This is a genomic window from Allotamlana fucoidanivorans (genome assembly GCF_045788535.1).
Classification (GTDB): Bacteria; Bacteroidota; Bacteroidia; order Flavobacteriales; family Flavobacteriaceae; genus Allotamlana; species Allotamlana fucoidanivorans.
The window spans coordinates 2,622,803-2,643,878 of the sequence record NZ_CP074074.1; the positions used below are offsets into that span (position 1 = coordinate 2,622,803).

Here is a 21,076-nt window from a genome sequence, read left to right on the forward strand (position 1 = left end):
CTGATATTTGTCATAGTATAAATCTCTCATCTCAATTATATTTACTTAATGTGAATCAATAAATAAGCTCTAAATAAAGTGATCATGTGATGGGGAAGGTTCTTGTTTATATAAAAATACCGTATCATGAAAAACATTCTTTTACCTTCAGATTTTTCTAAAAACTCATTGAATGCCATTCATTATGCAATGGATTTACTTAAAGATGAGCCTTGTAATTTTTACATATTGAATGTGCAAAAAGCGTCTTCTTTTATTTCAGATGATATTATAGCTTCTAACACTTCAACCACTATTTATAATACTTTAATTGATGCTGCTAAAAAGTCTATTGAAAATATTATTTCAATAGTTACTAGTGAATATCAAAATGATAAGCATGAATTTTTTTCAATTGTTGATTATGATAATTTTATTGATGCTATAAACCAAATTTCTGATGAGTACCAAATAGATTTCATTATTATGGGAACAAAAGGTGCTTCAGGGTTAGGAAAAAAATTATTTGGTAGTAATACTGTTAGGGTTATACAGCGGTGCAAAACACCTGTTTTAGTAATACCTGATGCCTGCAAGTTTAAGACAATAGAAAAGATAGCATTTACAACTAATAATTTGGCCCTGTTCAACTCAAAAGAGTTTAGAGTGATGCAGCATTTATGGGAATTGAGTAAGGCTCAGTTAAACATTATTCATGTGGCCGATGAGCATCACTTAGCACAAAACCAGGAACGTAATGAGGAGTTTTTTAAAACCTATTTTCCTGAGGCTAGCCATGATTATATAGATTCCAATTCAAAACATATTTTTGAAGCTATTCAGAACTATATTGCCGCGAATAATATAGAATTGTTAGCGATGATGAATAAAAAACATTCATTTATAGAGCGGTTATTTACAAAACATATGGTAGAAACGTTTGCGTTTAAAATTGATATTCCTTTTTTAGTCTTGCAACTTCATACAAATAAAAAGAAATAAAAAAGGTTGAGTTTTGAAGTAAAACTCAACCTAAATATAATCTGTTTTTTTAGCCTATGCAGAATTTGAATGGGATACCGTGGTATTTAAATTTGAAAACAAGTACTCTTGGCTGAACTTCATTTTCATAAAAAGGTTTTGATTCACTTTAACAGGAATCTCTAAATTTGGAAATTTGATTAAGTAATGTTGCTGGTCTTGGCCAACAAGTTGAACAACAATAGGTTTTTTCTCCATAATCTAAAATTTTTAAAAATTAAACTATAAAAAATTGACGTATTGTTTTTTATACAAATGGCGTTCCAAATTAATACACAACATTAACATGAAACTTTGACAGGTTATAGAAGCAAATTTATCCTTTCTTTTGCTTGTTTATTTCGTCTTGTAATTGACGTCGTACTTTCTGCTCGCGCTCTAATGCCGTTCGTCTGTGCTCGTCAAACTCTTCTTCAATTTCTGCTAAATTTCTTCTGGCTTCGGTAGTTATTGCATTACTGTTTTTAAACTTATAAATAAAAAATAACAATAAGGCTAATAGGGCACCAATTATAGACCACATTAGCACATTGTAATTGGTTTTACTCATTTGCATACCAAATAAGGCCATACTATTCTTTTCAATATTTGTTTGGTCTAAATCCATCTTCGTATTTGAAAGATTGCTTTGCAAATCTGAAATTTCTTGAGCCTGTTGTTTTACAACGCTTCTTGTTTCGTTTAAGTCTTTATGCACAGCTTTTAGGGTATCTAAAGTATGTGCTTTTAAGGTGTATAACCAGCTTTTGTTAACTACTTTGTAATTTTGATAGTTATTTGATTTTCTTATTACAAATTCAAATTGGTTATCTATAGTACCGCTGTTAAGAGAGAGATTGTCATCCTCACTTTTTACTTGTGAAAATGAGGTCATTGAAAATAAAAAAGAGAAAAGAATAACAAGTAAAGACTTTATAAAATTCATTTTTCGGAATGCTTTAATGGTTTATTTTGGTTGCGCAATTTATAAAATATTGTTTATTAAATGCTTATAATATTCAAAAAGCCTCATAAAATGAGGCTGATTTATATACGTTTTAAATTTTAATTTAGATCATCATTTTTTAATAATAAGTATAACGTCTTACTTTGGCAATATATTTTGCTAATCTAACCACTTGATGGCTGTAGCCATATTCATTGTCATACCAAATGTAAATAATAATATTTTTTCCATCGGCTCTTACAATAGTGGCTTTACTATCGTATATTGAAGGAGCAGAACTTCCAACAATATCGCTAGAAACTAATTCGTCACTCAATTCAAATTTTATTTGCTCCACTAAATCACCTTCCAGGGCATATTTTTTAAGAATGGTATTAACACCATTTAAGCTGGTTTTTGTTTCTAATTCTAAATTAAGAATCGCTAAAGAACCATTAGGAACGGGTACTCTAATAGCATTTGAAGTTAGTTTTCCTTCCAAACTGGGAAGTGCTTTGGCTACGGCTTGGCCTGCTCCAGTTTCTGTAATCACCATGTTGAGTCCCGCTGCACGACCACGTCGGTATTTTTTATGAAAATTATCAACTAAATTTTGGTCATTGGTGTAGGCATGAATCGTTTCAAGATGCCCGTTTTTTACTCCAAATGAATCTTCAATGACTTTTAAAACAGGGGTAATGGCATTCGTTGTGCAGGATGCTGCTGAAAAAATGTCAATAGTATCAGGGTTGTATGCTTTGTGGTTTACGCCATATACTATATTGGGGATTTCTTTACCGGGCGCGGTCAACAGGACTTTATCTACTCCTTTAGATTTTAAATGCTTGCCTAACGATATTTTATCTCTAAAGGCACCTGTATTATCTATAACTAAGGCATTATTGATACTGTATTTTGTATAGTCCATGTTTTCAGGTGAATTTGCTGAGATAACATAAACCGTTGTTCCATTAATAATCAAAGCATTTTTATCAATATCTGTTGAAACTGTTCCTGGAAAATCACCATGAACCGAATCGTTTCTTAAGAGAGAGGCTCTTTTTTTTAAAATTTCGGCAGTGATGTCTCCCCGTGTCACAATGGCTCTTAGTCTTAATTGGCTTCCCGATCCTGTTCTTGTCATGAGTTCTCTAGCAATGAGTCGTCCTATTCTACCAAAGCCGTACAGAATGACATCTTTAGGAGCAATCTCTCCATTTTTTCTAGCGTCCTTAAGCTTTCTAGCTATAAACGCTGTAGCGTTATTGTGCTGGTTTTCTTCAAGGTGATATTCATAGGTAAGTTTACCTATATCAAGCTTAGCAGGAGGAATGTTTAAGCTTTTTATGGCTTGAGCGATTTCTACCGAATCAAAAATGGAGATAGGTTTTTGAACAAATTTGCCAGCATAGTCATGAAGATTTAAAATTTGACTCACCGTTCGGTCAATAAGTTGATTTCTAAAAAGAACAAGTTCAATGGATCTGTCATACCAAAGGTCACTTATAATTTTTATAAATTCAACGGTTGCTTTCCTTCTATCGGCTTGAAAAGCCAATTCGTTTTCATAAGTTTTGTTAGAACTCATAGTGTTTTGTTGTAGTTTAGTTTTGAATAAAATTTTCGACTAAAATACCATATTTCAAACGTTTTCGTAAAAGGTTTTAAGAAAAAAATAACCCTTCAAAATTCACTCGGTTTTGAAGGGTTATCTCTTATAATTGAGAACAACTTATCTGAAGTTGTAACGCTCTTTTTCTCCTTGCTCATTAATCAACTCTATTTTCAATGATTCATAAAGCGATTTGTTTTTTAGAACACGCTGAACATCATCAACAGAATTGATTTTAACCCCGTTAATAGCTGTAATAATACAACCTTGAGTTACCCCGTTATTTTTCCAATATTCTTCGTATTCTTCATTCAGCTGAATAATTTTAACCCCATTTTCAGCACGGTATTTTTTTAAATCAGTTGCTTTAGCATTTTTTATTCTTCCCACTAATGGCATAGTGATAGTTTCGTTTTTTGCTAAGGTTACAGCAACTGTTTTAATTTTACCATCTCTTGAAAGTTTTAAGTTAACCACATCATTAGGACGTTTGGCACTTAAATGCCCAGTTAAATCTGAAAACTTGGAAACTTTTATGTCGTCAATCTCTTTAATAATATCTCCTTTTTGTAAGCCGGCTTTATCGGCACCTGAATCTTCAACTACACTATCTACGTAAACGCCTTCGGTATCACTAACCCCAATACGCTCAGCAATGTCACTATTAAGGGCACCACCTTGAATACCTAAAATACCATTTTGAACATTGCCATATTCCATGATGTCTTCAACCACTTTTCTAGCAATATTACTAGGTACAGCAAATGAATATCCAATATAAGATCCTGTTTGCGAGGTAATAGCCGTATTAATACCCACAAGTTCACCATTGGTATTTACTAAAGCACCACCAGAATTTCCTGGATTTACAGCGGCATCAGTTTGTATAAAAGACTGTGCACTGGTTCCTGATAAATCTCTTGATTTTGCACTGATAATACCAGCAGTTACCGTTGATGTTAAATTAAATGGATTGCCAACAGCCAATACCCATTCACCAACTTTTGCGGTATCTGAATCAGCGAAAGTTACAAAAGGTAAATCTTCATCAGCTTCTATTTTTAATAAAGCGATGTCAGTTTTTGGATCGGCCCCAACCAATTCAGCTTTATAGGTCTTATTATTGTTTAATGTTACAGATAGTTCCTGTGCATTATTGATAACATGGTTATTCGTAATAATATAACCATCAGCATTAATAATAACCCCAGACCCTGTGCCAACCTGAGCCTTTGGTGAACTTCTTCCGTAAAAGAAATCCTGAAAGCTCATTTGACCAGAACTCATAGTAACATTTTTTACATGAACTACAGCGTTAACCGTATTTTCGGCAGCACTAACAAAATCTGGTGCTTCACCCGTTTTTAGCAAGGTGTTTAAATTACTGGTTGGTAAAAAAGCAGGACTAGTATCTGCTGTAACAACCACAGGTTTGTTGTCTTGTATAAATAGTTTATAAGCGCCTAAAGTAAAAATACCACCTAAAGCTGAAACCAAAACTAATGTTATAATCTTCTTCATAATATGCATTTAAGTTTTATTCATTAACATTAAAATTAAATATTTATTGAATTTTAAATTCAACTTTAACGACGATTTAACACGCCACATTTACGGTTTAATATTTATATATTTGCAAAAAAAATATGCAGCAAACGTTTTATAAATATCAAGGAACTGGAAATGATTTTGTGATGATTGATAATCGTCAACAAAATTTTGACAAAAATGATACCAAACAGGTCGCCTTTATGTGTGACCGACGTTTTGGCATAGGCGCCGATGGATTAATTCTTCTTGAAAATCACCCAGAATATGATTTTAAAATGGTGTATTACAACGCTGATGGAAATGAAAGTTCTATGTGTGGTAATGGTGGTAGATGCCTTGTTGCTTTTGCACAACAGTTAGGGGTTATTTCAGACAAAGCTGTTTTTGAGGCTGTTGACGGCTTACATCATGCAACCATTAAAGATGGTATTGTGAAGTTACAAATGGTTGATGTTGATACTATTGAAACTTATGAAAATTACGTGTTTTTAAATACAGGTTCGCCACATCACGTTCAATTTGAGGATCAAATCCAAGCGTTTGATATTAAAAAAGAAGGCGCAAAAATAAGATATGGAGCACCATATAATGAGGCCGGAGCAAACGTGAATTTTGTAAAGAAAATTTCAGAAAATACGTTTAGGGTAAGAACGTATGAGCGCGGTGTTGAAGATGAAACTTTGTCATGTGGTACGGGAGCTACAGCGGTAGCCATTGCTATGCACGCTATGGGAGAAGTTAACACTAATCATGTTAAGCTTAGCGTGGAAGGCGGTGAACTTGAAGTGTGTTTTGATACGCAAAATGGTGAGTATAAAAATGTATGGTTAATTGGGCCAGCAACTTTTGTTTTTAAGGGAAGTATATGATAACTCTAAAAGGAGAACATATTTACCTTCGTGCCTTAGAACCTGAAGATTTAGAATTTATTTACCAGGTAGAAAATGATGAATCTATCTGGGAAATTAGTTGCACGCAAACACCTTATTCTAGATTTTTAATCAAACAATATCTTGAAAATGCACACAAAGATATTTTTGAGGTTAAGCAATTGCGACTTGTTATATCAAATTATAAAGATGAGCCTCTAGGTTTGATTGATTTGTTTGATTTTGATTTTAAGAATAGAAGGGCAGGTTTAGGTATTTTAGTGAAAAATTTTGAAGATCGATTCAAAGGTTACGGTAGCGAAGCACTAGATTTACTTATAAAGTATAGTTTTTCACATTTAGCATTACATCAACTGCATTGTTGTATTTCAGAAGACAATGAAGCCAGTCTTAAACTATTTTTAAGCAAAGGATTTATAGAAGTAGGCTTGAAAAAGGATTGGAATTTAGTTAACGGAGAATATAAAAACGAATATTTATTTCAGCTTATTAATCATTAAATGTACATTAAAAAAATACTTTTAGCTACAGCTATTTTGGGGCTTATTGCAGCCGCTTTTTTTGCCAATTTTGTTTATAAGGCAATGTTGAAGCCTAATACGGCATTCAATAATGAATCTGCATATGTTTTTATTCCAACTAATGCCACTTATCAGGAGGTTAGAAGTCAGTTAGAACCTCTGTTGTTAGACATAGATTCATTTGATGATTTGGCTGAAAGGAAAGAGTACTCTTCAAATATCAAGGCGGGAAGGTATGAGATTAAAAAGGGGATGACCAACAATGATATTATAAACTCCATTAGAAGTAGAAATCTACCCATAAAATTAGCTTTTAATAATCAAGAGTCTCTTGAGAAGTTGGCGGGAAGAGTGTCTATGCAAATTGAGGCAGATAGTATTTCGTTAATAGAGGTGATGAAAGATGCTACATTTCTTAAAGAAAACGGATTTACTGAAGCAACAGCCCTAGGTATGTATATTCCAAATAGTTATGAGTTTTATTGGAATACCTCTGCGCAAACCTTTCGAGAAAAAATGTTGACCGAATATAAACGTTTTTGGAATAGTGCCAGATTAGAAAAAGCAAAGGCTATTGGTATGGCTCCTGATGAAGTGATGACATTAGCTTCCATTGTGCACGAAGAATCTAAACAAGCTCAAGAACAACCTCGTATTGCAGGCGTTTATTTGAATAGGCTAAGGATTGGAATGCCACTTCAAGCAGATCCTACCTTAAAGTTTGCAGCCTATCAATTACCTAAATATAAAGATACCGTTATAAAACGTGTTCTTAATATTCATAAAGACATTGATTCGCCTTACAACACCTACAAGCATAGAGGGCTTCCTCCAGGCTTAATAGCTATGCCGGATATATCGGCCATTGATGCGGTTTTAAATTCTGAAACCCATAAGTATTTATATTTTGCTGCTGATGCGAAGCGTTTAGGTTTTCATAAGTTTGCTAAAACCTTATCTCAACACAATATGAATGCCAGAGCTTATCAAAGGTATTTGTCATCACAGGGTATAAACAAATAGGACGTTTGAAAGGGGGTAGATACATTTTATTTATACTTTTCCCTATTATAATACATGCTCAATCTAAGTTTGAAACTTTTTTTACTCCAAGCGATACTTTAAATGTAAAAAGGCGTAATGCGGTTATCATTTCTGAAGTTGCAATTGGTGGCGTAACTTTAATTGGTTTAAATCAATTATGGTATGCAGATTATGAGCGTTCAAAGTTTCATACAGTAAACGATAACAACGCATGGTTGCAAATGGATAAATTGGGGCATGCGTTTACATCGTATCAATTGGGTAAGCACGGAGCACAATTATTAAATTGGAGTGGTGTTAGTAAAAAGCATCAGCTTATTTATGGAGCAACCTTAGGGTTTACGTTTTTAACTGCTGTTGAAATTTTAGATGGTCATTCAAAAGAATGGGGTTTTTCCTGGGGTGATGTTTTGGCCAATGCGGCTGGTTCGGGGTTGTATATTGGGCAAGAATTATTGTGGAATGAGCAGCGAATTGCACTAAAATACTCTTTTTATCATACAAAGTACAGCCAAATACAGCCTGATAAATTCGGAACTTCTACTCTAGAACAAGCTTTAAAAGATTACAATGGTCAAACCTATTGGCTTAGCGTAAACTTGAAATCTTTTTTTAAAACAAGTAAAATACCTAGTTGGTTTAATGTTGCTGTAGGCTATGGGGCTGAAGGGATGCTTTATAAGGGGAAAAGTTCTGAAACTCCGCTATTTATAGGAGATATGCCGTATAGACAATATTTTCTTAGCCTCGATATCAATCTCAGTGCTATACAGACAAACTCTAAATTTATCAATACTGTTTTTGATGTTTTTAATATGATAAAAATACCTTTACCTACCTTAGAATTTAGCAAAAATACGTGTGTATTTCATCTATTCTACATTTAAAAAATACACATAATCGATTAATTTTGAAGTTATTGAAAAAAAATCTAATTTTGCACGCTCAAATTTCAAGGTGTATTTCAGTTTAAAAATACGCTGAAAAAATTTAAAACTATGGTAAAAAATATTGCAAGTTTAATGACTCTCATGCTTACAATATCAACACTATTGTATTTCTCAATTCAATCTGATAAGCACATTGATTTGAGTAAATATTCAACGGAAGGTTTAGATTTAGACTATACCGTTAAGCGTGAGGCAAATCAATATTATGACTTCACTAAGTCATTGAATATTGATAAAGATTATGAATATTCTCCATATTTAGGGAAATCCTTTGTAGGTTTTAAAGAAGCATTAGCATTTAAAGAATCTGGCGGAAATTATTTTTCGGTAAATACGTTTGGGTATTTGGGTAAATATCAATTTGGAGCCAGTACATTAAGGTTAATAGGTATTCATAATACGCAAAAATTCTTAAAAGATCCCAAATTACAAGAAAAAGCTTTTGTTGCCAATTTAGCTAGAAACAAGTGGATTTTAAGGCGAGATATTAAAAATTTTGTTGGTAAGCGCATTAATGGTGTTATTGTAACGGAGTCTGGTATTTTGGCTGCGGCACACCTAGCGGGGCCTGGAGCGGTAAAGAAATACTTAAGAAGTTATGGTTTAGATAATTTTGCCGACGGATTTGGTACTACGGTGTATTATTATATGAAACGGTTTTCAGGCTATGATACCACATTTGTAAAAGCTGATAAAAAAGCGAGAGCAATATAATATAAAGTATAGCGGTTTCTAACGCTTATCAATAATAAATATGGTAGGTCTTTTATGAAGATCTACCTTATTTTTTTTCCAAAATATGGCAGGCTGTGTCTTTATAAATTCGGTTGGTAGTGTAATATCACAGGCTACACAAATATACGTGTGTGTATCTAAAAGATTGGCTAATTCTTCTAATAGCTTATTATTTCTATAAGGTGTTTCAATAAATATTTGAGATTGATTTCGTTCAAAAGACAAACGTTCTAGTCGCTTTATTTCCGACCTTCGCTCCCCTTTATCAATAGGTAGATAACCATTAAAAGCGAAACTTTGTCCGTTCATACCAGAACTCATTAGGGCTAATAAAATTGAAGAAGGGCCAACTAAAGGTACTATTTTTATGTTTTTGTTATGCGCTATATGAACAACGTCTGCACCAGGATCGGCTACGCCCGGACATCCTGCCTCAGATAATAAACCTACGTGTATTCCTTTTAAGCAAGGTTCAATAAAAGAGGGTAAATCAGAAGGGTCTGTAAACTTATTTAAAACGAAAATCTTTAGAGAAGGCTGAGATTTTTCAGGACAAATTCTTTTAATAAAACGTCTAGCTGTTTTTTCGTTTTCTACAATAAAGGTGTCTATTTCTGTAATAATTTGCTTAACAGACACAGGTAAAACCTCTAAGGGGTCATTGTCTCCTAAAGTTGTTGGTATAAGGTACAGTTTGCCTTCAGGCGTCATTTTATTTGTGAGTTAATTTCGTTACAATTTGGTCACAGGCTTCGCTAAGCATGTTATAAACATTATCAAATCCTTGACTACCTCCATAGTAAGGGTCAGGAACATCGTAATTTTTGTTTGGGTATACGGTGTTCAATATCATGTTTACTTTTTGAGTATCACCCTCGTGTCTGGATAGCTTAAGTACATTTTGATAATTGGAAGCATCCATAACATATATATAATCAAACCTGTCAAAGTCAGATGCCTCAAATTGCCTACCTCTTAAATTTGTAATGTCAATACCGTGCTTTTTCGCTACAGCTATAGAGCGTTTGTCTGGCATGCTACCAATATGATAGGCTGCGGTTCCTGCTGAATCAACCGTAAATAAGTTGTTGGGTAATTTTGATTTAAGAATACCTTCAGCCAAAGGCGAACGACAAATGTTTCCTAGGCATACCATCAAAATTTTAGTCATGATGTTAAGTTTTAAACAGAAAGTTTTTTGGTAATGTCTTCAACATACTTTCTAAACTGCTTATCGGTAGAGGTTAAATTATCTACCGTTTTACAGGCATGAAGCACAGTGGCATGATCACGTTTTCCTATTTGTGATCCAATGCTTGCTAAGGAAGCTTTGGTGAATTTTTTTGCAAAAAACATCGCGAGTTGTCTGGCTTGAACAATATGACGTTTTCTTGTTTTAGATTGCAACGTGTCAATATCCATTTGGAAATAATCAGACACCACTTTTTGGATATAATCAATAGAAACTTCGCGCTTGGTGTTTTTAACGAACTTTTCAACTATAACTCTAGCTAAATCAATTGTAATTTCCTTTTTATTAAAAGAAGATTGTGCGATTAGCGAGATAATGGCGCCTTCAAGTTCTCTAACATTTGTTTTTATGTTCTTGGCAACATATTCTACAATATCGTCAGGCATTTCAACACCATCACGATAAAGTTTGTTTTTCAGGATAGAAACACGGGTTTCGAAATCTGGACTTTGTAGTTCGGCCGATAACCCCCATTTAAATCGAGATAATAAACGCTGTTCAATATCTTGCATATCAACAGGAGCCTTGTCACTGGTTAAAATGACTTGTTTTCCATTTTGATGCAAATGATTAAATATATGGAAGAATACATCTTGCGTTCCTGTTTTTCCAGATAAAAACTGTACATCATCAATGATTAACACATCAATTATTTGGTAAAAATGAATGAAGTCATTTCTGTTATTCTTTTTTACGGCATCAATATATTGTTGTGTAAATTTTTCAGCAGAGATATATAAAACTGTTTTTTCAGGATATTTATCTTTAATATCCACACCAATAGCATGTGCTAAATGGGTTTTTCCTAAACCAACACCTCCAAAAATCAATAAAGGATTAAATGACGTGCCTCCTGGTTTTGCTGCAACCGCTAAACCAGCACTGCGCGCTAGCCTGTTTGAGTCGCCTTCAAGGAAGTTTTCAAAGCTGTAATTTGGATTTAACTGAGATTCAATCTTAACATTTCTAATTCCAGGAATAACAAAAGGGTTTCTTAATTCTGGATTTTTGTTGTTAAGTGGAATATCAACATCTTGAGATTTTACAGCTGATCTATTTGAACTAGGAATTTTTTCTGTAAAAGGTTGCTTGTTGCCATACGTGTTTTCCATTTTTATAATGTAAACTAATTTGGCAGACTCTCCCAGTTCTTTCGTTAAGGCTACTTTTAAAATTTTTACATAATGTTCTTCTAGCCACTCGTAGAAGAATTTACTTGGAACCTGAATACTGAGGGCTTTATTAGAAAGCTTCACTGCGGCAATGGGTTCGAACCATGTTTTATATGCTTGCGGTTGAATGTTATCTTTTATAAACTCTAGACAATTATTCCATACCGATTGCGCAGTTACACTCATTTTTTAAGTTCTATAGGTTTTATGTTAGTAATTAGTTAGCTGGATAGGAAAACAGCTGTGTTTCCCTTTAATTGCGAGGCAAATATGTGAACAAAATTCTTAAAAAAAAAATGAAAATCTATTGAATTTTTAGAAATTTTTCCTCATGTTTAAACTCTAGCCGAAGCTACAAAAAAATATTTAAAAAAGCTTATGAAATTCGATGAAATACAAATTAGAGTGAGGTATGGAGAAACAGATCAAATGGGTGTTGTTTATCATGGAAATTATTCATTATATCTAGAAATGGGGCGTATTGAGTGGTTAAGAAAAATAGGGGTGTCTTATAAGAAAATGGAAGAAAATGGTATCATGCTTCCGGTTGTTTCAATGAGTTTAAATTATAAAAAATCAGCGGGTTATGATGATATAATTAATGTAAAAACTCAACTAAAAAAAACACCATCTGTAAGAATAGAATTTGACTACGAAATCACTAATGAAAAAGGTGAGATTTTAACCACTGCAAATACCGTTTTGGTTTTTATTGATAAGAATACAAACAAACCTACAAGACCACCTCAATATATCTTAGATGCTATAAAAGATCAATGAACACGTTTGATATCTATTTCATAGAGCTTTTCAAATGTTTGCGCTACCATGTCTGCTTCTTTTTTTCTTACTGAAATGGTGATTTGACAGTTAAGTTCTAGCTTTTGATTCGTAATATTTAGTTGCTTTTCTTTTACAATTCGCATGACTGTGTTCATGTTTTTGTATTCAAACGTAATAATATAGTCAATGTTTATTGTTTTTTCTATAATATTTGAAGCCTCAAGTATCATTTGAGCAGCTGTTTTATAAGCATTTATTAGGCCGCCAACGCCTAATTTAACACCTCCAAAATATCTAACCACCACAATTAAAATATTGGTTACATCAAATGATTGAATTTGCCCATAAATAGGCATGCCTGCAGAGTTACTGGGTTCTCCATCATCATTAGCGCGGTATGATATGGTTTCTGTACCTAATTGGTAGGCGTAACACCAATGTCTTGCGGCATGGTGTTCTTTTTTTAAGACTTCAATATGTTCTTTTATTTCAGTTTCAGTTATCACAGGAAAAGCGTAACCAAAAAACTTACTGTTTTTATCTTTAAACAGAATAGGGGGAGGACTGGTTTTAAGTGTTCTGTAGGTATCCTTAATATCCAAGGGTGTTAAAATTTATGAGATTAGTTTAGAAAATTTAATAGAAGATAAGTTTTGTTTGTTTATAATCTATACGTACTATCAATGAACTATTCATTACCATATTTTGACATAAATAGATGACAATAAGATGTGTATGGGTTTTTACATTTGAGTAACTACAAATAACTAAAATTAGATGAAATTAAAATTACAATTTCGAAAATACTATTTTTCATTAGTATTTTTGACGTTTTATGGTGTTAATGCTCAAATTAGTTTGGGAACTGGTGAAAAAATTCACCAAAAGGAATCGCTTGTAATTGATCAGATTCCAGAAGATTTACCGTCCAGTCTTTCATTGGAAGTCCATTATTCAGAAGAGTTGATGACCATAAAGTTAGAAAAATGTTCTGTTTACGGAAAGAATACTAGATTTTTAATCGATGACGGAACAGGTAAACTGGTTGAAGTTGAAAAGCCTGAAGAGTGCGTATATACTGGATATGTTAAGGAGCATCCCGAATATTACACAAACGCTGTTATAATAGAAGGGTCTTTAATTGCCACAATTGTTAGGTCTAAGGAAGAACTTATAGAAATTAGGCCTGTATCAAAAGATAAGAAGAAGCATCAAATTTTTTCAGTTAAAAATGAGCATTCCCATTTGGAAAAAGGGTGTATGAAACCTAAAGAGTCGGAAGAAGAAAACTTCGCGTTACCAAAAATTACAACTCAAAATGAGTTTGTTTCACTTCCAATTTCATCGAATAAACAGATATTTCAAAAAGTAAATGATAGTAAATTGGTAGCTAATTTGTCTCCAACTACTGTAATGGATGTTCTTGAATATGAAATTGGTGTGGAAATTGGTTCAAGAGCATTTTTTGCGAGTACAGCTTACAACGGAAACTTAGCCGCAGCTCAAGCTTCAGCGCAATCCATAATTGGTAATTTGAATAGTAGATTTCTTCATGGTTCTGGGGTGTCGTTTAAATTAGGTACGGTGATTATTAGAACCAATGTGAGTACAGATCCTTTGAGGGATTTGGTTACTGCCACAGGCGGAAGCGCCAATGCAAGTGAAAGCCTTAAGGCCTTTAAAGATTACTGGAATAGTAATCCTGGTGGTGAAATAGGAACTACCCACGATGTTGCTGTATATCATGTGCTTTCAAATCCATCTGGTTTAGCATATGTTAACAAGGTAGCCACTGCATATAAGTATGGTACGTTAGGAGGTAATGGTCCTACTAGCTGGGCAAACGGTACGGCGGTTCATGAGGTTGGACATATTTGGAATTTAAGACATACTAATAGCTCCGGAATATTTTATGAAAATAGGCCAAGAAATAATTTAGGTTCTACATCATCTGGAGGTAATGATTATTTTATTAGTGTTATGCATGGATCTGGTAATCATAATATTGGGCGATTTTCCACCGCCGAGGCTCAAGTAGTTAGGCAAGTTCTTAATCAAAAAAGATCAGCAGGTGATTTAATTGCTAATCCTGATCCTGTAAAGCCTTTTGGAGTTTATGATGAGTTTGAAGTGCAGTCTGATGATCCTGTAATAATAGATGTTATTTCTAATGACTATGATGTTAATAATGATGTGTTAGATGTGAGGGTGTTGGATCAAGTTAGTAATTTAGGAGGAACAATTAGTTTATCACCAGGTACAGGACCTGGGGGTAGAAATGAATTAATATATACACCGCCTGCATCCGGACTCAATGGTAGAGATTTTTTTCACTATACTGTTTTTGATACTTCTGGACGTACAGATTTTGGTGCCGTGTATATGTATAGAGAAACATCTCTTTTTAATGAAAACAGTGATGAGTTTTTATTTGATCTAGGGACTCGTACTTCTGCACTTTGGCCGGATTATGATAGAGTACATGGTGATACGTCTAACAGTTTATATGGTTGGACAGATACTTCAGTAGTAGTTGATAGGGATAGAGGAAGTGATTCGGGAACTAATAATCTTAACAGAGATTTATGTATGTCTTCAGAGCCCGCGACCTTTGAAACAAAGGTTCAAAATGGAAATTGGGAAGTGTTAATCACCTTTGGGGATAGATCTTATGCTCATGATGAAATTTTTGTAAAAGCTGAAGGTGTCGATAAGCTAGAGCATATTAGTACGACACCTGCTGTGTATTTTAATAGAAAATTTGAAGTTGAGGTTATGGATGGAAAACTTTCGTTGGAGTTTTCAGATCGAGGCGGAAGCGATTCTAATTGGGTTGCTACTAGGATCATTTTAAGATATTTAGGGGCTTTGAGTGTTGAAGAAAATAGTCTTGAAAAAGTGTTTTCTATGTACCCTAATCCTGTGAAATCAATCTTAAATATGGAAGTAAAAGATCGACTTAATGGAGATATTACTATAGTTAATGTCTTAGGAAGTGTTATGTATTCAAAGGCAAAGGCTTTTGCTAATGGTAAAGTAAAGGTAGATCTTGATAGTTGGGCAAGTGGTGTTTATTTCTTAACTTTTAAAAGAGATAACAGAAAAGTTGTAAAACGGATCATAATTGACTAATAGAAATTAGGTTATTTTAAGACGATAAAAGGCTTGTTTTTAAAACAAGTCTTTTTTATTGTAGAAAAGATCAATTATATCATCTTTTTCAGGGTTGATATTCCATGCCTTCATCCCTGCTTTTATAGCGGTCTCAATATTATTACTATTGTCGTCAATAAAAATACAGTTTTCAGCTTTTAAATTATTGGTATCTAAAACAAACTCAAAAATATCAATACTGGGTTTTCTTAAATGTATTTCATGAGACAGATAAAAGGCATTAAAACAAGCTTTGAATTCTTCATAGAATGCAATATTTTTTTTTATCCATTCTATATGAAGTTCGTTGGTGTTACTTAACAAAATAAGTTTGAATTTGTTTTTAGTTTTTAGATTTTTTATAAAATCTAACCTATACGTTGGAAAGTCTTTTAAAATATTATTCCATAGGTTAATTAATTTACTTTTGGTTAAATGAGGGAATTTTTTGGCGTAAAATTCTATAAAATCATCCGTAGAAATAGTGCCTATTTCATAGTGCTCATTGATCTTGATGATGTCTTCTGAAAGTGCTGAAATACCAAATGCTTTTAGAGATTCTTGAAGCCCATTTTTAATATCTAAATCAATAAAAACATTGCCAAAATCAAATATTAATGTGTTGATCATTTTGATAGGTTTTTAGTGAGTCAGACATGAAATTTTCAATAGATACAGTCATTCCTGATAGTTTGGGTGCTCTAGTACCTTCAAAAAATGTATTTGTACCTTGAAAAACACGAGCTTCATCCCAAAGGTTTTCGTCAATAAACGTTTGAAGGGTTTGCGTGCCGCCTTCAATAATTATAGAGTTGATGTTGTTTTTGTAAAGTATATCACAAATTTGTTTTGCTATAGGTTTTGAAAAATCAATTAGATCACTTGATATTATAAGGGTTTCAGCTTGATTGTTGAAGATAGAAAACGTGTTTGGAATACGGTTTTCTCTGTCAATAACAACTCGAATGGGGTTTAATCCTTTCCAGGTTCTGGTTGTTAAACTTGGGTTGTCGTCTAAAACCGTTGTTGTACCTACTAAAATAGCTTGCTCTTCTGTTCTCCACTTATGAACTAATTGTCTGGAGTATGAATTGGTAATCCAAACAGGTTTTTGTTCGTCTTTAGTTTTAGGAGCTATAAACCCATCAGCTGATTCCGCCCATTTTAAAATAATGTAAGGGCGTTTTTTATTGTGGAATGTAAAAAATCGTTTATGGTGGGTTTTGCAAGCCTCTTCTAAAACACCAACTTTAACATGACATCCGGCATTTATTAATTTGGCAATACCTTGTCCTGCAACTAACTCATTGTCATCAACACATCCTATTACTACATTAGGAATGTTATGTTTTATAATTAAATCAGAACAGGGCGGTGTTTTGCCATGATGTGCACAAGGTTCAAGGGTTGCATATAGTGTGGATTTCTTTAATAGGGATTTATTTGATACCGATGCAATTGCATTGACTTCGGCATGATTTCCACCATACGGACTTGTAAAGCCTTCACCAATAATAGTGTTATTTACCACAATAATGCAGCCAACCATAGGATTGGGTCTGGTAGTTCCTAAACCATTTTTAGCAATTTCAATACAGCGCTTTATGTAAATTTCGTCAATAGTTAACACTAGTATTTTATTTTTATTTCTTCTGTTTTATCAATGTTATAGCTATGAGAAAACCCTAAAATAGTATAATCAATAGTACCTGTGTAGCGGACAGCAACTTTTTTGCTGAACAAACTATTTATTAGTCCGCTTAAATTTTTATTGCTAAACAGGCTATCTTTAGAAATGCTGGTTTTTAAAGGTATTTTAAACTCTTTTTTTGAAGGCACATTAAATGCTTCTGTAGAAACCAAAGCCATTTCGTTATTGTTTATAAAAACTTTAATCTCATCCGTTTTTAGTTTACCACCTACATCGTTGGGGTTTAAAAATACAGCATCAGCACGAATTATAAAATGTTTTGAGGTAGATTCTAAAACGTCTATATTTTCAATGCCTTTAAATTCAGGCTTTTCAGTAATAGTACAGGCAGAGAATAATAAGTATGTTGATAAGATTATAAGCTTTTTCATTTAAAAATTTTGCTATTTGGCGTATCTTCACTGTTTCAATAAACAGTCATTAAGTGGGTAAAGATACTATAGTTATTCGAGAAATAGAACCACAAGATAATACCCTACTTGAGCAGGTTATAAAAGCGTGTTTTCATGAGTTTGAAATTCCGTTAGAAGGTACAGCTTATTCAGATCCTGAAACGGCAAAGATGTATGAATCGTATCAAAACACTAATGAGGTTTATTATGTTATTGATTGTGGAGGAGATATTTTAGGGGGTGGCGGTATAAAGCCCTTAAACAATTTTGAGACTACAGTATGTGAAATTCAAAAAATGTATTTTTCTCCTAAAGTAAGAGGTAAGGGTTATGGTAAGGTTTTATTTAGTAAATGCCTAGAAGTGGCAAAAACTCTGGGGTATGAAAAATGCTATTTAGAGTCGGCCTCTCAATTAAAAGCAGCTATTCATATTTATGAACGTTTTGGCTTTCATCATTTAGAAAAAGCGCTAGGAAATACAGGTCATTATTCTTGTGGTGTTTGGATGATAAAAACATTATGAAGCTAACAGATATTCAAAAGAAATTCAGACTAGATTTGTCGGAAGCCTATCAATTGGAAGAGGTAAACAACTTTTTTTTCATGCTAGTTGAGGCTTATTATGACAAGACTAGGTTAGATATGGCCATGCATCCAGAAATGGAAATTCTGAATCCGCAACTCATTTTGGAGTCTTTAGAGCTTTTGAAAGGTAATAACCCCATTCAATACATTTTAGGGGTGACGGAATTTTACGGTTTGCCCTTTAAAGTTGATGAAAACGTATTGATTCCAAGACCAGAAACCGAGGAGTTGGTAGAATGGGTGTTGCACCATACCGAACCTAATCAGGAAATCAAGATTTTAGATATAGGAACAGGGAGTGGCTGTATTGCTATTTCGCTGGCTAAAAACTTAGTGAATGCCAAAGTTACAGCGCTTGATGTAAGTGCAGAGGCTCTAAGGGTAGCACAATGTAATGCCGTGTTAAATGAGGTGACTGTAAATTTTGTAGAAGCCGATATTCTTAATATACAATCTTTGGCAGATGAAACATTTGATATTATAGTTTCCAATCCGCCTTATGTGCGAGAAAAGGAACAAAAATATATGAAGCCCAATGTTTTAGAAAACGAACCCCATTTGGCTCTATTTGTAAAAGATGATAATGCTTTAAAATTCTATAAAGCCATCACAGAATTTGCTTTGACTAATTTGGTTAGAGACGGGCAGTTACTTTTTGAAATAAATGAATTTTTAGGAAAAGAAATGATTATGCTTTTACAGAAGTATAATTTTAAACAAATTGAATTAAAACAGGATATCTTCAAGAAAGATAGAATGATAAAAGGTGTTAAGAATTGATGAATACCATTGAACAGCAGATTGAAAATTTACGTAAAGAATTAAGAGCGCATAATTACAGCTATTATGTGTTAGATAACCCAACTATTTCAGATTTTGATTTTGATGTAAAGCTAAAGCAACTTCAAGAGTTAGAAGAAAAACATCCTGAATATTTTGATGCCAATTCACCAACACAACGGGTAGGTGGTGCTATTACCAAAAATTTTGAAACGGTAGTGCATGAGCATCGAATGTATTCACTTGATAATTCCTATTCGAAAGCCGATTTACAAGATTGGGAAACTAGAATTAAAAAATTAGTTGATGGAGACATTCAATATACCTGTGAGTTAAAGTATGATGGAGCGTCTATTAGTTTGACTTATGAAAACGGAATATTAATAAAAGCAGTGACACGTGGTGATGGATTTCAAGGAGATGATGTAACTGCTAATGTTAAAACTATTAAATCGGTTCCTTTAAAATTAAAAGGAGATTATCCTGAAAAATTCGATATAAGGGGGGAAATTGTTTTGCCTTTTGATGGGTTTAATAAAATGAACCAAGAACGCATAGAAATGGGAGAAGAACCTTATAGAAATCCAAGAAATACCGCTTCGGGAAGTTTAAAATTACAAGACAGTAGTGAGGTTGCCAAGCGGCCGTTAGAATGTTTACTTTATAATATAACAGGAATAAACTTAAAAATAAACACGCAATATGAATCTTTAGAAAAAGCCAGAGCATGGGGTTTTAAAGTACCCGATGCTGCTACATTAGCCAATTCAATTGATGAGGTATTAGCGTTTATAGAATATTGGAATGAACGTAGGTATAACTTGCCTTATGAAACAGATGGGGTTGTGGTAAAGGTAAACAGTTTGCAACAACAGGAAGAGTTAGGGTATACGGCCAAAGCACCGCGCTGGGCAATGGCTTATAAGTTTAAGGCAGAGCAAGTATCTACTAAACTTAATAGTATTTCATATCAGGTTGGGAGAACGGGAGCTATTACTCCTGTAGCCAATTTAGAACCCGTAGAATTAGCAGGAACTACAGTAAAGAGAGCATCCTTACACAACGCAGATCACATAGAAAAACTCGATGTGCGTGCAGGAGATACTGTGTTTGTAGAGAAAGGAGGGGAAATTATTCCAAAAATCTTGGGTGTCGATTTGAGTATGCGTTCTGAAGATTCAGAGCCTACAACATATATTTCGCAGTGCCCAGAGTGTGGAAGTGCTTTAATTAGGCAAGAAGGCGAAGCACAGCATTATTGCCTTAATTATGCGGGATGTAACCCTCAAATTATTGGAAGGATTCAACATTTTATTTCAAGAAAAGCTATGGATGTTGATGGTTTAGGTGGAGAAACGGTGGCTTTACTGGTTAATGAAGGGTTGATTTCTAATTATTCTGATTTGTATGAATTAACAAAAGATCAGTTGATTCCTTTAGAACGAATGGCAGAAAAAAGTGCTGATAATCTGATTCAAGGCATAGCAGCATCAAAATCAATAAGATTTGAACGTGTTTTGTATGCTTTAGGAATTAGGTATGTGGGAGAAACAGTAGCCAAAAAATTAGCTAAGCACTATAAAAATATAGATAGCATTATGGCGGCCACACAGGAAGAATTGATAAATGTTAATGAGATTGGCGTAAAAATAGCTGAAAGTGTTATAGAGTTCTTTTCTTCGGTTGAAAATATAAGAATCATTACCAGATTAAAACAGTTTGGCGTGCAATTATCAATGACTGAAACCGAATTGGCAGGGCAAACCGAGCTGCTTAAAGGAGATACCGTGGTGATTACAGGAGTCTTTGAGACCATTTCAAGAAATGAACTTAAAAAACTCATTGAAGACAATGGAGGAAAGGTGAGTAGTTCTATATCATCAAAAACGAGTTATATTGTTGCTGGGGCTAACATGGGGCCAAGTAAAAAAACGAAAGCAGAAAAACTAGGAGTGTTAGTTATAAATGAAAGTGAATTTTTACAAAAGTTAAATTAATA

The 21,076-nt window shown here is 33.6% G+C and carries 22 protein-coding genes; 11 read left to right on the plus strand and 11 right to left on the minus strand.

The window, feature by feature from the left end:
* Positions 1-126 precede the first annotated feature (126 nt).
* Complete coding sequence (locus tag KFZ70_RS11445; RefSeq protein WP_139698043.1) at positions 127-981, plus strand: universal stress protein; 855 nt, start codon at positions 127-129, stop codon at positions 979-981.
* A gap of 54 nt (positions 982-1,035) precedes the next feature.
* Here the strand turns inward: KFZ70_RS11445 and KFZ70_RS11450 are convergent, their stop codons facing one another.
* From KFZ70_RS11450 to KFZ70_RS11465, 4 genes are all read right to left on the minus strand, one after another.
* Positions 1,036-1,218 carry a hypothetical protein gene (locus KFZ70_RS11450; protein ID WP_139698042.1) on the minus strand — a complete coding sequence of 61 codons (183 nt, stop codon included), beginning with the start codon at positions 1,216-1,218 and terminating at the stop codon, positions 1,036-1,038.
* Between the two features lie 118 nt (positions 1,219-1,336).
* A complete protein-coding gene (locus tag KFZ70_RS11455) occupies positions 1,337-1,945 on the minus strand; it encodes a tRNA (guanine-N1)-methyltransferase (protein ID WP_139698041.1) in 609 nt (202 codons plus the stop codon).
* 139 nt (positions 1,946-2,084) lie between these two features.
* Positions 2,085-3,533 carry a glyceraldehyde-3-phosphate dehydrogenase gene (locus KFZ70_RS11460; protein ID WP_139698040.1) on the minus strand — a complete coding sequence of 483 codons (1,449 nt, stop codon included), beginning with the start codon at positions 3,531-3,533 and terminating at the stop codon, positions 2,085-2,087.
* A 144-nt stretch (positions 3,534-3,677) separates the two neighbouring features.
* Positions 3,678-5,078, minus strand: a complete 1,401-nt coding sequence (locus KFZ70_RS11465; RefSeq protein WP_139698039.1) for a trypsin-like peptidase domain-containing protein — start codon at positions 5,076-5,078, stop codon at positions 3,678-3,680.
* A 125-nt stretch (positions 5,079-5,203) separates the two neighbouring features.
* Here KFZ70_RS11465 and dapF point away from each other — a divergent pair, with 125 nt between their 5' ends.
* The 5 genes from dapF to KFZ70_RS11490 all read left to right on the plus strand — a co-directional run bounded on the left by dapF (position 5,204) and on the right by KFZ70_RS11490 (position 9,227).
* Complete coding sequence (gene dapF / locus KFZ70_RS11470) at positions 5,204-5,977, plus strand: diaminopimelate epimerase (protein ID WP_139698038.1); 774 nt, start codon at positions 5,204-5,206, stop codon at positions 5,975-5,977.
* Positions 5,974-6,498, plus strand: coding sequence for a GNAT family N-acetyltransferase (locus KFZ70_RS11475; protein ID WP_139698037.1), 525 nt, complete (start codon positions 5,974-5,976; stop codon positions 6,496-6,498). The genes dapF and KFZ70_RS11475 overlap by 4 nt, the downstream gene beginning before the upstream one ends.
* Positions 6,499-7,542 carry an endolytic transglycosylase MltG gene (gene mltG, locus KFZ70_RS11480; RefSeq protein ID WP_139698036.1) on the plus strand — a complete coding sequence of 348 codons (1,044 nt, stop codon included), beginning with the start codon at positions 6,499-6,501 and terminating at the stop codon, positions 7,540-7,542.
* 5 nt (positions 7,543-7,547) lie between these two features.
* Positions 7,548-8,450 carry a DUF2279 domain-containing protein gene (locus KFZ70_RS11485; RefSeq protein ID WP_139698035.1) on the plus strand — a complete coding sequence of 301 codons (903 nt, stop codon included), beginning with the start codon at positions 7,548-7,550 and terminating at the stop codon, positions 8,448-8,450.
* 111 nt (positions 8,451-8,561) lie between these two features.
* Positions 8,562-9,227, plus strand: coding sequence for a transglycosylase family protein (locus tag KFZ70_RS11490; RefSeq protein WP_139698034.1), 666 nt, complete (start codon positions 8,562-8,564; stop codon positions 9,225-9,227).
* Between the two features lie 18 nt (positions 9,228-9,245).
* Here the strand turns inward: KFZ70_RS11490 and KFZ70_RS11495 are convergent, their stop codons facing one another.
* The 3 genes from KFZ70_RS11495 to dnaA are packed head-to-tail and all read right to left on the minus strand — an operon-like array spanning position 9,246 to position 11,858.
* Entirely contained in the window at positions 9,246-9,959 is a 714-nt protein-coding gene (locus tag KFZ70_RS11495) for an SAM-dependent methyltransferase (protein WP_139698033.1), read from the minus strand.
* 1 nt (position 9,960) lies between these two features.
* Positions 9,961-10,419, minus strand: coding sequence for a low molecular weight protein-tyrosine-phosphatase (locus KFZ70_RS11500; RefSeq protein ID WP_199240682.1), 459 nt, complete (start codon positions 10,417-10,419; stop codon positions 9,961-9,963).
* Between the two features lie 11 nt (positions 10,420-10,430).
* Entirely contained in the window at positions 10,431-11,858 is a 1,428-nt protein-coding gene (dnaA, locus tag KFZ70_RS11505; protein WP_139698032.1) for a chromosomal replication initiator protein DnaA, read from the minus strand.
* Between the two features lie 192 nt (positions 11,859-12,050).
* On the opposite strand from dnaA, the gene KFZ70_RS11510 reads away from it, so the two are divergent.
* Positions 12,051-12,452 carry a thioesterase family protein gene (locus tag KFZ70_RS11510; RefSeq protein ID WP_139698031.1) on the plus strand — a complete coding sequence of 134 codons (402 nt, stop codon included), beginning with the start codon at positions 12,051-12,053 and terminating at the stop codon, positions 12,450-12,452.
* Here KFZ70_RS11510 and KFZ70_RS11515 read toward each other — a convergent pair.
* Positions 12,446-13,057 carry a YigZ family protein gene (locus KFZ70_RS11515; protein ID WP_139698030.1) on the minus strand — a complete coding sequence of 204 codons (612 nt, stop codon included), beginning with the start codon at positions 13,055-13,057 and terminating at the stop codon, positions 12,446-12,448. The genes KFZ70_RS11510 and KFZ70_RS11515 overlap by 7 nt on opposite strands.
* Positions 13,058-13,232: 175 nt before the next feature.
* Here KFZ70_RS11515 and KFZ70_RS11520 point away from each other — a divergent pair, with 175 nt between their 5' ends.
* The gene (locus KFZ70_RS11520) at positions 13,233-15,587 is read left to right on the plus strand and encodes a zinc-dependent metalloprotease (RefSeq protein ID WP_139698029.1); all 2,355 of its coding nucleotides are present in this window, start codon (positions 13,233-13,235) and stop codon (positions 15,585-15,587) included.
* 39 nt (positions 15,588-15,626) lie between these two features.
* Here KFZ70_RS11520 and KFZ70_RS11525 read toward each other — a convergent pair whose 3' ends face one another.
* Genes KFZ70_RS11525 through KFZ70_RS11535 form a run of 3 tightly spaced genes read right to left on the minus strand, consistent with a single transcriptional unit; the run spans position 15,627 to position 17,690 of the window.
* Positions 15,627-16,238, minus strand: coding sequence for an HAD family phosphatase (locus tag KFZ70_RS11525; protein WP_139698028.1), 612 nt, complete (start codon positions 16,236-16,238; stop codon positions 15,627-15,629).
* Complete coding sequence (ribD, locus tag KFZ70_RS11530; protein WP_233244071.1) at positions 16,216-17,238, minus strand: bifunctional diaminohydroxyphosphoribosylaminopyrimidine deaminase/5-amino-6-(5-phosphoribosylamino)uracil reductase RibD; 1,023 nt, start codon at positions 17,236-17,238, stop codon at positions 16,216-16,218. Before ribD ends, KFZ70_RS11525 begins: the two co-directional genes overlap by 23 nt.
* The gene (locus KFZ70_RS11535) at positions 17,238-17,690 is read right to left on the minus strand and encodes an LEA type 2 family protein (protein ID WP_139698027.1); all 453 of its coding nucleotides are present in this window, start codon (positions 17,688-17,690) and stop codon (positions 17,238-17,240) included. The genes ribD and KFZ70_RS11535 overlap by 1 nt, the downstream gene beginning before the upstream one ends.
* Positions 17,691-17,743: 53 nt before the next feature.
* Here KFZ70_RS11535 and KFZ70_RS11540 point away from each other — a divergent pair, with 53 nt between their 5' ends.
* The 3 genes from KFZ70_RS11540 to ligA are packed head-to-tail and all read left to right on the plus strand — an operon-like array spanning position 17,744 to position 21,074.
* Positions 17,744-18,235 (plus strand): GNAT family N-acetyltransferase, encoded by a 492-nt coding sequence (locus tag KFZ70_RS11540; protein WP_139698026.1) that lies wholly within the window; start codon positions 17,744-17,746, stop codon positions 18,233-18,235.
* Positions 18,232-19,077 (plus strand): peptide chain release factor N(5)-glutamine methyltransferase, encoded by an 846-nt coding sequence (gene prmC, locus KFZ70_RS11545; RefSeq protein ID WP_139698025.1) that lies wholly within the window; start codon positions 18,232-18,234, stop codon positions 19,075-19,077. The genes KFZ70_RS11540 and prmC overlap by 4 nt, the downstream gene beginning before the upstream one ends.
* Positions 19,077-21,074, plus strand: a complete 1,998-nt coding sequence (gene ligA / locus KFZ70_RS11550) for an NAD-dependent DNA ligase LigA (RefSeq protein WP_139698024.1) — start codon at positions 19,077-19,079, stop codon at positions 21,072-21,074. Before prmC ends, ligA begins: the two co-directional genes overlap by 1 nt.
* Positions 21,075-21,076 lie beyond the last annotated feature (2 nt).